We start from the raw sequence: 13,783 nt of genomic DNA on the forward strand, positions 1-13,783 counted from the left end.
TCGATCTGAACGAACAGGTCCGTCAACTCCGCCAGCTGGCGGGAGACTTCGAAGAGCTCTACGCACGCGTCCGCGACGTGTCCTACACCCCCGGCACGGACGCCCTGCGCCGCATCAGCCCCTTCCTGGTGCAGACGCAGAACCTCACCGCCGCCGCCCTGGCGCACCTGACCGCCCTCGACCACAGCACCTACACCGCCCTCGCCGGCAGCCGATCCGGCCTGGAGCTGCTGGCCTCGGTCGTCTACAGCTCCTCGCTCGCTGCCAACGACCTCGCCAACGCCCTGATGGCCAACCCGTACGAGGGCGCGCCGTTCTCCGGCTACCCGGCCGACGACGCGTCGTCACGCGCCGCACGGCATACCGAGGCGCTTCCGCGCATGGCCTCACACCTTCAAGATGCCGCACATCAGCTCGACCTGAGCGCGACCGGGTGCCACTACCTCGCCCACAGCATCACCGACAAGCTGGCCTCCTCGCCGGGCCACAAGGCGGCATCCACGCAGCAGACGACCGGTCACCACCGCCTCGCACTCACGCGCAGCCAGTACGCCGCCCTCGAAGCCCTTCGGGACGGCGGACATCTGTATGAGAACGCACGACGCGCGGGTGTCACCCGCGTCGCCACCGACGACGGCACCCGCGTCTCCATCGCCACCTACGAGGCCCTGCGCAAACGCGGACTCGTCACCGCCGACACCAGCACCCCGCTGCTCTACCACGGCCAGAAGATCACCGTTACCGAGGACGGACACCGGGCCCTGAAACAGCCGCGCCCCCAGGCCACGCCACCGGCCACAACAGCCACCGCGCCCCAGACCATCGTGGCGCAGGGCCCACGCCGGTGACGCCGTCCGTGCCCGAGGACCCGGTCCGGAGCTCCCCGCGCCAACGGGAAGCAGCACGGCAGCCGGGTTTCCGCCAGCCCCGGACTGTTGATCCGCTCCGCGGCCGGCGCTCACCGCCGCCCGGACCGCCGTCGCCACTTCACCGCACCTCCGCCCATTACAAGGACGCACCATTCCCAACACCCCCGAATTCAGATCGATCTCGCTTGGCGCCGGAATTCAATCCAGCGCGATGCTCGCCCTGTCAGCCCATGGAATTCTCCCCAAGGTCGACTACGCCATATTCGCCGACACAGGATGGGAACCGAAGGCCGTCTACGATCATCTCGAACGCCTGGAGAAGGAGATAGCCGAACCGGCGGGGATACCGGTCTTGCGCGTTACCTCCGGAAACATTCGCGCGGACGCACTCGACCCGGAACACCGTTTCGCATCCATGCCGCTCTATATCCTCAACAAGGACGGCAGACCTGGGATGACCAAGCGCCAGTGCACCGGGGAATACAAGATCAAACCGATCAAGAAGAAAGTCCGGGAACTTCTCGGTTACCCTTACCCGCTGCGCATCCCGAAGGATGTCTTCGTCGAGCAGTGGGTCGGCATCTCGACCGATGAATTCCATCGAGCCAAGGATTCCGACGTCCAGTACATGCGCAATCGGCACCCGCTCATCGATCTTAACTGGTCGCGCGCGGACTGCGTCCGTTACCTTACCTCCATCGGCCTGGCCGATACGCCAAAATCGAGTTGCTTGGGCTGTCCATTTCACGGAAATCAGCAGTGGCGAAATATCCGGGACACCAGCCCTGAGGAATGGGCGGACGTGGTCGCTTTCGACACGGCCATCCGCCAGGGCAACGCCCGCGCCAACGCCTCCGGGAACCGTCTGCTCGGGCAGGCGTTCCTGCACCGCTCCCGCGTACCGCTCAGCCGGGCCCCCATTGACCACGTCACGGCCGCCGAATGGGCAGCGCGTCAGCAGGAGCTCGACGACCCGGTCGCCGCGGCCGAGGAGCTGGAGGACGGCGTGGCCGACGGCTGTTCTCCCTGGGCCTGCCGGGGTGAAACCGAGCCGGTGCAGGACGACTTCGGGCTGGCTTCTTGAGGCGGATCATCCTCGACCTGTTCGCCGGGCCCGGCGGCTGGAGCCACGCGCTCACCGTCCTCGGCGCGCGGGATGTCGGCCTGGAGTGGGACGAGTGGGCATGCAAGACCCGTGCCCGGGCCGGGCAGTTGACGATCCGGACCGATGTCGCCGTCTACCCGGCATGGATCTTCTCGGGCAGGATCCTCGGACTGATCGCCTCCCCTCCGTGTCAGGCATGGAGCATGGCGGGCAAGCGCCTCGGTCTGATCGACCAGCCCCTCGTCCACCAGGCCGTCGCCGATCTCGCCGCCGGACGCGACACCCGTGAGCAGCTGCTCGGCGCGTGCGCGGACGCACGCTCGCTCCTCGCTGCCGAGCCCATGCGCTACCTGCACGCCCTCCACCTGGTGGGCGAGCCCGAGTGGGTGCTCATGGAGGAAGTCCCCGACGTCCTGCCCTTGTGGCGGCAGTACGCGGCGATCCTGCGGACCTGGGGATTCTCCGTGTGGACCGGCATTCTCAACGCCGCCGACTACGGCGTCCCCCAGACGAGGAAGCGGGCGCTCCTGCTCGCCTCCCGCACCCGCACCGCCGAGCCCCCGCCGCCCACCCACGCACAATCCGCCGAACCCGAGTCGCTGTTCGGGCCCGGCCGAGCCCGCTGGGTGTCCATGGCCGAAGCTCTGGGCTGGGGCGCCACCGACCGTCCCGTGCCCACCGTGTGCGCGGGCGGCGGACCAGGAGGCGGCCCCGAACCCTTCCCCTCCGGCTCCCGCAAGACGCTGACCGACGCCCGCGACCGCGGCACCTGGACGCCCCACCCCGACGCAGAACTCGTCCTGGCCTCCAACGGGGAGGACCCCGGCTGGGCCGCCCGGCCCGGTGAGGACCGCCCCGCAGGTGCTCCGGCGCCCACGTTCACCGCTGAGGAGCACCGCTGGTCGTGGTCACTGCGCAGCAACAACCAGACCAACGCGACCGTGCGCCGGGCCGACGAGCCCGCCGGCACGCTGTTCTTCGGTCACCGGGCCAACGAATGCGTCTGGATCCCGGACCACGCCTCCGGTGTTCCGGACAACGAGCAGCGAGCGGCACTGGCCCCAATCAAGATCACTGCACGGGAGGCCGGCGTGCTGCAGAGCTTCCCCGCCGACTATCCGTGGCAGGGCAACAAGGGCCGAACCTTCTCGCAGATCGGCAACGCCGTACCCCCGCGCCTTGCCGCCCACCTCCTCGCCCCGCACCTGGGCAAGCCCTTCAACCCCGACGACTTCACCCTCGCCGCCTGATGCCCCACACCTCCGAACCCGACGAGGACGACGGCAACGACCGCGTGCCGGCGCCGAACCCTGTCCACTACGCCGAGCAGGCCCTGCTCGGCGCCCTCCTCCTCGAACCCGCCCGCCTGTCCGACACCGAGCCGCTGATCGCCCAGCACTTCGACAGCCACACCCATGCCGCGCTGTTCACCGCGATCCGCACGCTCCCGCCGCCCGACCCGGCTAACCACGCCCAGGACACCGCCTGGCTCAACGCCGTGCTGGAGCACGCACGTCCGCACGCTCCCGGCCTGAACGCCTCCTACCTTCACGCCCTCATCCAGTTCTGCCCGCAGTCGAAGCACGCGACGGCGTACGCCAGGATGATCCGCGCCGACAACGCCCGCCGGATCCTGCGCGCCCATGCCGAACGCCTCGCGTCCACCGCGAGCGACCCGGGCCTGCCCAACCCGGCCACCGCGACGCTCGGCATGGCCGACGACATCAGCCGCGTCCTGGACTCCCTCGCCGAACAGTTCGCCCCGCACCCCGGCTCCTTCCCCCGCACGACGCTCCCTCCGGATGTCCCACGGCAGGCCGGCGAGGAGGACCTCGACGAAGAGCGCCTCCTCCTGGCAACCGCCACCGCCTACCCAGCGGAGGTCCGCCAGATGAGGTGGCTGACCGAGGCAGACTTCCTGCTGCCGCTGCACGCCGCGCTCTGGCAGTCCATCACCGCACTGGTCCACCGCGGCGGCATGGTCGACCCCATCACCGTCCTCGGCGAAGCCCAGCACCGCGGACTGCTCACCGGCACCCTCACTCCCAAAGACCTGATGGCCCTGGTTTCCACGCCCGCCGGCTCACCCGAGTACTGGGGCGAGAAGATCCTTCAGCGCGCTCTCCTCGCCCGCGCCCATACGGTCGCCGCACGGATCACCGCGTACACCGACGACCTGGCCAACACCCCTCACCAGCTCGTCACCGGCAGCCGACGCGCCCTGGCTGACCTGGGCTCCCTGCGTACCCGCTGGATGCGCGCCACCGCGCCCCAGGCCGTGCCCGCCGAAAGCCAGCCGGCACACCGCAGGCAACCGCCCCGCGCGACCGGCCCTCCACCCCAGCCCGCACTACTCCGCCCGCACGTCCACCGATGACCCCATGACCGGGCCCGGCCGTCCGCGGTCGGGCTCACCCGAAACGAGCCCACCCTCCATGACCAGCACCTCTCCCGACGCCCCGGTCCGCCTCGACGCCCAGGTCCTCCTAGGCGTCCATCCCGCCCATCCCACCGCGGTCGTCGCACGCCTGACTGGCAGCCGCCACCGCACCGCCCAGGCACTGCTGGCCGCTCACGGCTTCGACTCTCTCGACGAACGCACCATGGTCCTGGCCCGGATCGACCGCGAGGAGCCGTACTGGGCCGAGAAGGCCACCCACGCCCTGTACGCCGAAGGCATCACCACCGAGATCACCGCCGACCTGCGGGGATCCATCGACGAGGAGTGGACGTGGGTCAACTACCCCGCGTCCCGCCTCAGCCGTGACGAGATCCGCGAATGCTCCGACCAGGCCCAGAAGATCCACGACGCCATCCGCGACGGCCGGCTCGTCATCCATGCCCACGCCCACGCCGAGGACGGCTGGGACACCGTGGCCGTCGGCACCTACCGTGACACCGGCAAGAGCGTCCTCCTACACGGCGAGAACCACCTGCGTCGCATAACTCACGCCTTCGTCTCCCCGGCCCAAGCCCTCACCGCCTTCGAACAGGCTCACGGCAAGGACGTACGCCCCGGCCCCGCCCCCATGACCGACACCGAACGCCACACCGCCCACGCCCGCACCGGCCTCGTCCCACCCGACACGGCCCCGACCGATACCGTCGCACCGGTGGCCGAGCGAGTACCTGCCTACGCCGCCGACCCCGGCGACCACGAAGCCGCCTTCAACACCTTCCTCGACAACAACGGCGACTGGGAGAAGTACAGAACCTGGGACGACAACACGACCATCGCCAACCATGAATCGCTCACCCTGCGCGCCCTCTTCGACCACGACGCCCAATCCCGTGACCCGAAGTGGACCATCGCCGCGTACGAAACACCGGTCAGCGGCCTCCTGTGGCAGATGACCGTCGCCGCCACCACCCCCGCGCCCGTTCTCAACACCCTGCTGACCGTCCTAGCTGCCGGAGGCGCCTGGGACACAGCCGTTGGAAGCCCCGTCACCCCGAGGATGATCGCCCAGGTGTCCCGCCCCCTCATCGACGCGGGCTGGCAGCAGACCGCGCCCGGACGGTACCTGCACTGGCAGACGCCATCAGGCGACGCCGGCATCGCCTTCGACACCTTCGCTGCGCCAGGCTCCGACGTGCTTCTCCCGGCCTGGACCCTCTGGGCCGGCCCGACCATCGACCGTCCCGTCTGGGCCATCAACGCCACTGCCGATACCCCCGCCGGCCTTCTCGCCGACCTCAGCGAGGAACTCGCTCACGGAATGGGCACCCGCCGCTCCGTTTCCGGCACGGCAGCACCCACCGCGAACATCGCCGCCGCACTCCCGCCCAATCCGCCCCAGCGGAATCCGGCGGCACACCACCGCTGACCTGCCCGCATCAGCGCAGGCCCGCGATACTCCACAGCGCTGCCCTTGTGAACAGCTACACGTTGGCATGTTTCCCGAGGCGGGCGCCGTCCAGTAGCACGGCGGTCAGGTCCTCCGGCGGTACACCTCCCGTGCCAGCAAGCGCAGGAGTCTTACCGTCGTACCTGGGCCCAGCACGCCGGCTAGCGGCGGAGTCCCGGTTACCGAATCCGGGACTGCGCCGCACCATTGGTAGTCCACCGCCGCAACCTGCCATACATCGAAAGGGACACCCGACGACCACAGAGCCCACCTCTGACGGTCATGACCAGGGTGCCGCCGCGTAGCTCGCGCGAAACAGATCCTGCGCTCGCTCCACGTCCCACGGCGTGCGGAGCTGCACCTCCAGATCACCCGTCCCGTGGTGGCCGAGACCGGACACGTCCCGCGTGAACCCGGGAACGAGGTCAACGTGCTTCGGGTCGACCTTCAGGTAGACCAGGAGCTTCTTCCGCTGAGGAAGGCACACGCAGGCGAAGTTCCGCAGACGCTGATACGCCCGGTACTGCTTGCGCTCGATGCGGTTGACACCGTCTCCGAGACCGAGCAGCACCTCGTCGACCGCGTTGGCCAGCTCGACCATCGACGCGCCCTGGACGTCGACTGCCGCCCGTGCCGCGGCCTGTCGACGCATCCGACGGCCTACCTGCATACCGTCACTCACGGACGCCACCACCTCAAACCCGAGCAGGTCACTGCCGAAGAGTCGGTAGCGGACCAGGTCGATCGACCTCCGGTGCTCGCGCACAGCGTGCACGTCGTAGCGGGTGAAGTCGCCCGCCACGCAGATCAGCCTGGGAGCGCTCCACAGCACCTGGGCTGCGGCCGTCGCCCCGAGCCGGTCGCGGACCAGGTACCCGAACTCGGCACGGTGATCCATCAGCCAGGACAGATAGAACAGTCCCTGGTTGATGAGGCCCGCGTCAGTCCCGCGCTTGTACTCGATTTTACCGACCGCAGGAGCTTGGATACCGACTCTGAACTGCGACGATACATAGACTACATGCCCGTGACGCCGAGTCTGGGTCGTTGCCGTACCCCGTCCGGGGCCTCTCCGGGGAGGGCCCGTCCATCAGAGCGGCTACTCCGTGGCACTGAACCGCAAGCGTGTGCCGTCGAAGCGTGAGCGACCGGAGTCACGGCCTGTCGAATGGCGGCTCCGCCCGCCTGGCCGCAAAACGGTGCACACATGCCGCGATATCGGACAGGACAGACAACCCTGACGATCGCAGCTGCCGCGAACCCGAAGAGTAAACGAACAGCAGTCGGTGAACTGTTGACAGTTGGCCATCTGCTTCCCCTATGCTGCTCTCGGTTGGCTGCCGCAAGGTACCCGTACGAGATGAAGGAGCCGATTCAGATGATCAAGGTGAGCATTCACGCGAGCCCCGAGGAACTGCCCGCGCTGATTGATGCGTTGGCCGCTCACGGGGCCGATTTCAGTCTGCACAGCACTTCGCAGGCGGCAGAGGTGCGGACCGAACCTGTACTGGATCGCGACGTGCTCACCCTGCTGCGCACGCGTGCCCCCTCCCAGCACGCCGACCTCTTCATCTCGTTCGTAGAAACGGAAGTTCGCGATCACGGTGCCGTCGCCGAACTCGGCACTGAGAAGACCAGCTATGTGAAGCTGTACGTTCCGGGGCCGCGCAGGGTGGGGGCTTACTGCTACGTACGTCCGGACCGTACGTACCTGGACTTCCGTCTTCCCGGCCACGCCGCGGACGGCTGTCGCTTTGCTGCCGCGCGCAACGTCCAAGCCGACAATGCCCATGCGGTGCGTCTTCCTCTGACGACGCCCGAAGCCCTTCCCGAAGCGCACCGACTGGCCCGCCGGGCCGCAGCGGAGGCGGAATCCGCGTGACAAGGGTGAGGGAGGTGCCTTCCGTTGTTCTCCGATAGGCACCCCCATCGGTCACGAAGGTAATCTGCTCCGTTGAACTGTATTTGCTTTTAGGGCAGTTCCAGCCGTTCTTGGGGGATCGCCGGACGGCTGGGATTGGTGAGCGTGCCGCCCACTACGATTTCCCCGACGACCATGCGGTGGACCACATCACCGAACTGACGGCACGTGACCACCTCGCACCGCGTGACGGTTCCTGCGATGGCGTACTCGACCATCGTCAGCACGCCCAGGCCCTCTTCGCACATGTACCGGTCAAGGTTCAGCTCCCGGGGGCCGAGCCAGACTTCGTCGTCGGTGTCGAACTTTCCTTTGAATGCCTGGGTGGACAACACAATGCCTTCGCCCAGTGCATCTTCCTTGATCTCTTCCATGGCCTCTTCCCACACCGCGAGGGCATCGGCGGACATGGCTTTGAGGATCCTTCGGGCCTTGATCCGGATCTCGGTCTCGATGACGTGCCCGGGATCCGGGAACTGCATGGTCAATGTGTAGTCCTTCGTCGGCTTCGGGGAACAATGGAGCAGCCGTCCGTCCGAACGGCTGCTCCATTGTTCCCCGAAGCCTTGTTCAGCGGGGCAGGATCATGTTCCTGCCCCTGCCCCTGCCCCTGGTGCGGCGAGCCGGGCTTCGAGGTCTGCGATGCGGCGGTCCTGGAAGCGGAGGTTGGAACGGGCGGCCTGGAGGCGTTCGTCGAGGTGGCGGTTGTCGGCGGTGAGCTGCCGGACCCGTTGCTTGAGGGTGGTGTTCTCTGTGGTGATCCGCTGGATGGCCGCCTCGGTCCACTCTGCTTCCAAGTCGCGGATCTGGCCGAGAAGTTCGCCGATGCTGGTGCGCTGGGTGCGGATTTCGGCGTGGGCGGCCTTGAGACCATCCTCTGCGTTCAGCGCGCGTTCGCGCCAGGTTGCCTCGCGTTCGTCGTCCTTTTCCACGAGCATCCCCGATCGTCGTTCGCCGGCCTCCGTCATTGCCGAAGCGATGGCGGCCCGGGCATCGGGGTTGTCATAGAGGAAGGTGCGCGAGACGTCCGCGCGGCGGGCGACGGCGACGACGCTGACCTGGGCCTTCTCACGCCGCAATCGAGCGATGGCGTCGTGAACGCGCTGAAGGGCGGCACCGGTCTTCTGGCGACGGGCCGCCAGGGCCGCGGTCGTGCGCGGTGCGTGGGCGGTGGTCATGCGACATCCTGTTCGGGGCCGGTGTCCTCGGCTGAGCACGTATCGCTGTACTCGCTCTTCTCCTCAACGCCAGCGTCGGCGAGGTCGGCGGCCCGGAAGGCGGTGGACCACACGCGGTGGAAGTAGTCCTGGGGTTTGCGCAGGTCCAGGGCGAGGGCGTCGTCGAGGAGGCCGAGGCCGGCCAGGGCCTTTTCCAGGCCGTCGATGGCACGGGCAGTGGGCTCGAAGTAGCGGTGGAGGTAGTCGGCGGTGGTGTCGTCGGGGGCGCGCTCGGCCAGCAGCCGCCACTGCTCGCGCTTGCGCCGCCAGTAGAGGAGGTCGGCGCCAGAGAGGACGAACTTGTCGCAGTTGTGGCAGTCGAGGTTCCAGGGGCAGGTGCCGCCGTTGACGACGGGCTGGAACGTGCAGAATCCACCCTCGGCGGGGGTGCTGCGGCGAGAGAGGTCGATGGCCAGGGCCTGGGCCTGCTCGTGGGTGAGCGGGGTGGTGTCGCTGGTGAGGAGTTCGCCGGGGTGAGCGGTGCCGGGGCCGGCGACCCACACGTGTTGGAGGACGTTGTCCAGGTCCGACTGGGTCAGGTGGACGTAGTGCTCGGCCATGCGGTCGGAGACGTGGCCGAGGTAGCGGCGGATGTGAGTCAGGGTCGCGCCGTGCCGTAGCAGTCGGGTGGCCAGCGTGTGCCGGGCCTGGTGGGCGACGTAGTGACCGCCGAGGTCGAGGTCGGCGATCCAGGTGCGGAAGCCGGTGTGGAACCAGGTGTAGGACAGGGCGCGGCGGCCGTCGGGGTTGAGGATGTCGGTGGGGAACAGCGCCAGGTGGGCGCGCTCGGCAGCAGTGGGCGGGCGGCCGGCGTGCCGATCGGCGAAGTGGGCCAGGGTCTTGCGGCGGCGTTCTTCGAGCCGGTCCAGGAGATGGTCGGGGATGCGGACGGCCGCGTTCAGGTTGCCGACCTTGGTCTGGTCGTGCCAGAGCAGAGGCAGCCCGCCGTAGCGGCCGACGCAGTCCAGCCGGAGCTGGATGACCTCGCCGGCGCGCCGGCCAGTGACGATGATGGTCTCCCACACATCCCGCAGGCCCCGGTCGTGACGGTCGTAGCCGTCGGCGAGCTGCCGCAGGTTGGCCTCGTCGGCAAGCGCGCGGGCGACTTCGTCGGGGAAGGGGTTGCGGCTGCGGGGGGTGCCCGGGCCGCCGACCGGCATGGCGGCGATGAAGGCGCGGTCCAGGCCAATCTGCTCGGCACTGCCGCTGTCCAGCGCGCCGCGCAGAAGAGACCGGCCGTAGTTGAACACCATCCGGCGCGAGTTCTCGGTGACTTTCGCCCTTTTGCCGTCCAGGCGGGCCTGTCCGCGGAAGGCCAGGCCGAGGCGTTCGCGGTTGCGCAGGTCTGCGACGAAGCGGTGGACGTGCTCGCCGCGCAGCACGGATGGGTCGTGGCCGCCGCCGGGCGCCTCGGCTTCCAAGAACGCGGACAGTTCGGCGCCGGCGCGGCGCACGAAGTCCACCGGCTGGGCGCTGCGCGGGCAGGTGGGTGAGCGCAGCACGTCGGCGATGTGGTCCCACAAGAGGTCGCGCAGCCACCGCTGGGTGATGCAGGTCAGGTCGATGTAGCTGGAGCGGTGGGGGAAGCGGACCCCGAAGTGCTCGGTCTCGATGTAGCCAGCATTCCGGGTGTCGGAGGGGGTGAAGTAGATCTTCCGCAGGGCCTGTTGTATCTCCTGGACCATGCGCTGGTGGTAGTCGCGGTGGAAGACGGACGCATCCAGGCCGGCCAGGGATTCCACGTCGCGGCGCTGGCACTCGTCCGCGAGCGACTGCACCCACGTCAGATGCCACACGGCGACGGGCTGCAGGCCATGGACATACACGCCCCACTGCAACTCCGCCCGCAGCAAGGGCCGCAGCCCGCGCAGGTTGACCGTTCCGGTGCGGTGCACCGGCAGCTGCGCGCGGCACCAGGCGCGGAAGGCGACTTCGTCCTCGCAGGTCACCGGGACAGGGCGATCACGGCGCTCGTAGGTGGCGAAGAAGTTCTTCGGCAGCTTCGCCCCGCCTGGCCGCCCGGCCCGGATGTAGCCGCGCTCGTGCGCACCGCACAACCCCAGCGGCGAGGCGGCCAGTTCGTCGCACACGTCCGCGCGGCACTCACCGTAGCCCGGCAGCGCCGGCTGGTCGGCCAGCCACCGCTCGAACTCCTCCTCGCCCCCGCCGGGGTGCCGCTTCAGGTGGCTCAGCCACCGGTTGCGGTGCCGGAAGCACAGCACCAGCTGCAGGCTGAACGCCGGACGCTGCGGGCAGATCCGGCACATCATCGCCTCCGGCATCTCCGTGGCCGACAGCGGCTCCGCCATCTGCAGGAACTGAGCCCGGCTCATCCCGCGCGCCTCCGCCTCCTGCCACTGCCCGGCGTGCACCGAGCACATCGCGTAGCGCCGCCAGCGGGGCCGCGCGCAGTCGACGACCGTGCAGCTCCACGGAAAGACCAGGTGCATCGGCGGGATCTTCAGCACCCCGCCGCGCAGCGCCTGGTCGAACTCGGGCCCGTTGACCAGCGCGGTGAGCACCTCCAGCCGGTCCCGTCGCGTGCGGGCATCCTCCTGCGGCAGCAGCGACGGCGCCGTCACTTCGTCTCACCCCAGACCGTGCGCAGGGCGGCATCGAAGACCGGGTCGTGTACATCGACGTGTCCGTAGACCTCATCCACCATCGCGGCCGACGCCCAGCCGCCGGCGTCGCGGGCGATCAACGTGTTGCCGTCGGCAGCGTCAAGAACCGCGGAAGTAAACGAGTGCCGGAAGGCATGGGGTTTCACGACCCCGAGCCCGGCACGCTTCCCGGCCCGTCCGAGCATCCGCCGGGCCCCGACCGGCGCCCACGGCTGTCCGGTATCAGCGCCGTGCAGTTGGACCAGGAGCATGCCGTGCCCGGCTCCGCGCGGGTACTCGGTGGTGACGTACTCGAAGTAGGTATGCACCATCGCCGGGCTGACCCGCTTGATCAGCCCACCGGTCACGATGCCGTGCTCGACCCGCCAGGGCTGCTTACTCTTGGCCTCAGCGCAGTTCGGGTTGCCAGGCCGGTGGCAGACATGCAGGTGAGGGGCGCGGCACTCGCCACAGGCCGCGTTCTCCCGCAAGTGCAGGTCGACCAGATGAAGTCCGCAGAGCTCGCCGATGCGAAGCCCGCCGTCGGCGAGCCAGGTGACCACCAGCCGGTCCCGGGCGGAGTTCACCGTCTCCAGCAGCCTCTCCCGAGCGCCGTCCGGAAGCATCTTCGGATGCCGGCGGCGCGGCCCCTTCGGCGCCAATGCGTTGGTGGGCAGCGACGACTTCACATGCCCGAGAAACGAACGCCGCCGGTCCACCCGCGACGGCAGCCGCGACTTATCGAGCCTCTTGCCGAGCTCGCCGTTGATACCGAGGGCGGACTGATGCAGGTAGAAGCCCTTCAGACAAGCTGCCGCGATCGACAACGCGGAGCGGCCATAGGGGCGCTTACCGACCCGCCACGGCTCGCCGAGCGGCATGCGGACCTCGGCACCGATGATGCCCATGTACCGTTCCAGATCCCGCAGTTGGACCTCGGTGAAGGCCAGGCACTCCCGCTCCAGCCACCGCAGATGGTCCACCAGCAGATACGCGTACGTCCTCTGCGTACCCGAACCATCATGCAGACGCAGGAACCGGTCCGCCTCCGTGTGCACCGCACCTTCGGGCCACACGATCGTCCACGACCGCCACCCGTCCTTCCGCTCGATCCGCTGGACCCGCAAGTCCCCGACCACCACGTGCCGTGCCACTCGTCCTCCGTACCGACTCCAGAACATGACAGACGCCCCGGACAAGGTCGGTAAACAAGCCTGGGACGTGCTGGTCACAGTCCCAGACGGACATCACGGGCAGGACTACCTGCGGTCGGTAAACTCGACGATCACAGGGGCGCCGTTCTCGTCGAGGCCGAGCGAGTCGATTCGGCCTCTGTGCAAGGGGCCGGTGCTGTACTCGCTCGCCAGGAACCGCACCCCCAGCATCGTCTCCATGTGCGCCTCTATGAGTGCCTGCACATCCGCCTCGGCCTCAGCAAGACGCGGCGCGACCTCCGTCACGCCGCCCTTCGTCGTGTGGAACAGCTTCAGGCCCGACACCTTCCCCTCCTCCGCTCGAAGATCGAGAACGCGAGGGAGGGCCGGAATTGTTTCCGCGACCGCCTTCGAACACGTGAAGATGGCGTGAAAAGCTCCGCCCTGGCTACTGGGACGTGCTGACTTCCCACAGCACTTCGCGGATGAGGAAAGAAGAACCTACACACCGTTCCCTGCCCGGAGGGATAGCTCGGCCGGGCCTGCCCAGGTCTTGAGTGGCTTCAGGAACGAGAAGTGGACCCACATTCGGATGGCACTTGCCTCCATTTCGCGATCTCCGTGAGGCTCGATCGGGAATCTGCATTGGCCCCGTCTCATGGGGGCTGGCCTGGTCGGCAAAGGGAGCGAGAACACGCTGGAACCGCCTCGCGCGAAACGGTGGTGGGGCCGACACGCGTTCGGCGATCGGTCCAGGAGTCATTCCCGCCACCAACTTGAGGCAGGAGCCTCTTCGCACCAACTCGCATACACGCGCGGCGCATCGCATAGCGGTCGGGAGACCAACTACATAGAGAAGCTCCCTGACCCATGTTCACCCTCTCCTATCCTTATACGACAGCCAGTTGTACCGTGTCTCCCACTGTGTCGCACGTTGTCGGCACTGGTGACCGGCCTGAGGGTACGGCAGCGCTGCCGGAGAACTCACCCTCTTCCAGGATCACCAAACGACCGGCACCGTCCGCGAGCTGCAGTACGAGTCCGTGTACCCCGCGCGGTCAAGAAG

At 68.3% G+C, this 13,783-nt stretch carries 11 protein-coding genes and 1 pseudogene; 6 read left to right on the forward strand and 6 right to left on the reverse strand.

Features of this window, described 5'->3' with window-relative positions:
* The first annotated feature begins 77 nt into the window (after positions 1-77).
* From ACWD4G_RS30290 to ACWD4G_RS30310, 5 genes are all read left to right on the forward strand, one after another.
* A complete protein-coding gene (locus ACWD4G_RS30290; RefSeq protein ID WP_451298974.1) occupies positions 78-848 on the forward strand; it encodes a hypothetical protein in 771 nt (256 codons plus the stop codon).
* Between the two features lie 232 nt (positions 849-1,080).
* On the forward strand, positions 1,081-1,953 hold the full coding sequence (locus ACWD4G_RS30295; RefSeq protein WP_451298976.1) for a hypothetical protein: 873 nt from the start codon (positions 1,081-1,083) through the stop codon (positions 1,951-1,953).
* A gap of 5 nt (positions 1,954-1,958) precedes the next feature.
* Positions 1,959-3,224, forward strand: coding sequence for a DNA cytosine methyltransferase (locus tag ACWD4G_RS30300; RefSeq protein ID WP_451299256.1), 1,266 nt, complete (start codon positions 1,959-1,961; stop codon positions 3,222-3,224).
* Positions 3,224-4,351 (forward strand): DnaB-like helicase N-terminal domain-containing protein, encoded by a 1,128-nt coding sequence (locus ACWD4G_RS30305; protein WP_451298978.1) that lies wholly within the window; start codon positions 3,224-3,226, stop codon positions 4,349-4,351. The genes ACWD4G_RS30300 and ACWD4G_RS30305 overlap by 1 nt, the downstream gene beginning before the upstream one ends.
* A 58-nt stretch (positions 4,352-4,409) precedes the next feature.
* On the forward strand, positions 4,410-5,801 hold the full coding sequence (locus tag ACWD4G_RS30310) for a DUF317 domain-containing protein (RefSeq protein ID WP_451298980.1): 1,392 nt from the start codon (positions 4,410-4,412) through the stop codon (positions 5,799-5,801).
* A gap of 301 nt (positions 5,802-6,102) precedes the next feature.
* Here ACWD4G_RS30310 and ACWD4G_RS30315 read toward each other — a convergent pair whose 3' ends face one another.
* Entirely contained in the window at positions 6,103-6,810 is a 708-nt protein-coding gene (locus ACWD4G_RS30315; RefSeq protein WP_451299258.1) for a DUF5655 domain-containing protein, read from the reverse strand.
* Between the two features lie 372 nt (positions 6,811-7,182).
* Here ACWD4G_RS30315 and ACWD4G_RS30320 point away from each other — a divergent pair, with 372 nt between their 5' ends.
* Positions 7,183-7,704, forward strand: a complete 522-nt coding sequence (locus tag ACWD4G_RS30320; RefSeq protein WP_451298982.1) for a hypothetical protein — start codon at positions 7,183-7,185, stop codon at positions 7,702-7,704.
* An 89-nt stretch (positions 7,705-7,793) separates the two neighbouring features.
* On the opposite strand, the gene ACWD4G_RS30325 is transcribed toward ACWD4G_RS30320, so the two are convergent.
* The 5 genes and pseudogenes from ACWD4G_RS30325 to ACWD4G_RS30345 form a co-directional block, all read right to left on the reverse strand.
* Positions 7,794-8,225 carry a hypothetical protein gene (locus tag ACWD4G_RS30325; RefSeq protein ID WP_451298984.1) on the reverse strand — a complete coding sequence of 144 codons (432 nt, stop codon included), beginning with the start codon at positions 8,223-8,225 and terminating at the stop codon, positions 7,794-7,796.
* Between the two features lie 102 nt (positions 8,226-8,327).
* Entirely contained in the window at positions 8,328-8,921 is a 594-nt protein-coding gene (locus ACWD4G_RS30330) for a DUF6262 family protein (RefSeq protein WP_451298986.1), read from the reverse strand.
* Entirely contained in the window at positions 8,918-11,542 is a 2,625-nt protein-coding gene (locus ACWD4G_RS30335) for a tyrosine-type recombinase/integrase (RefSeq protein ID WP_451298988.1), read from the reverse strand. Before ACWD4G_RS30335 ends, ACWD4G_RS30330 begins: the two co-directional genes overlap by 4 nt.
* Positions 11,539-12,717, reverse strand: coding sequence for a tyrosine-type recombinase/integrase (locus ACWD4G_RS30340; RefSeq protein ID WP_451298990.1), 1,179 nt, complete (start codon positions 12,715-12,717; stop codon positions 11,539-11,541). Before ACWD4G_RS30340 ends, ACWD4G_RS30335 begins: the two co-directional genes overlap by 4 nt.
* A gap of 120 nt (positions 12,718-12,837) precedes the next feature.
* Positions 12,838-13,062, reverse strand: a pseudogene (locus ACWD4G_RS30345) (DUF5655 domain-containing protein); the annotation flags it as partial.
* Positions 13,063-13,783: the final 721 nt, after the last annotated feature.

The sequence above is a fragment of the Streptomyces sp. NPDC002643 genome (assembly GCF_053592555.1).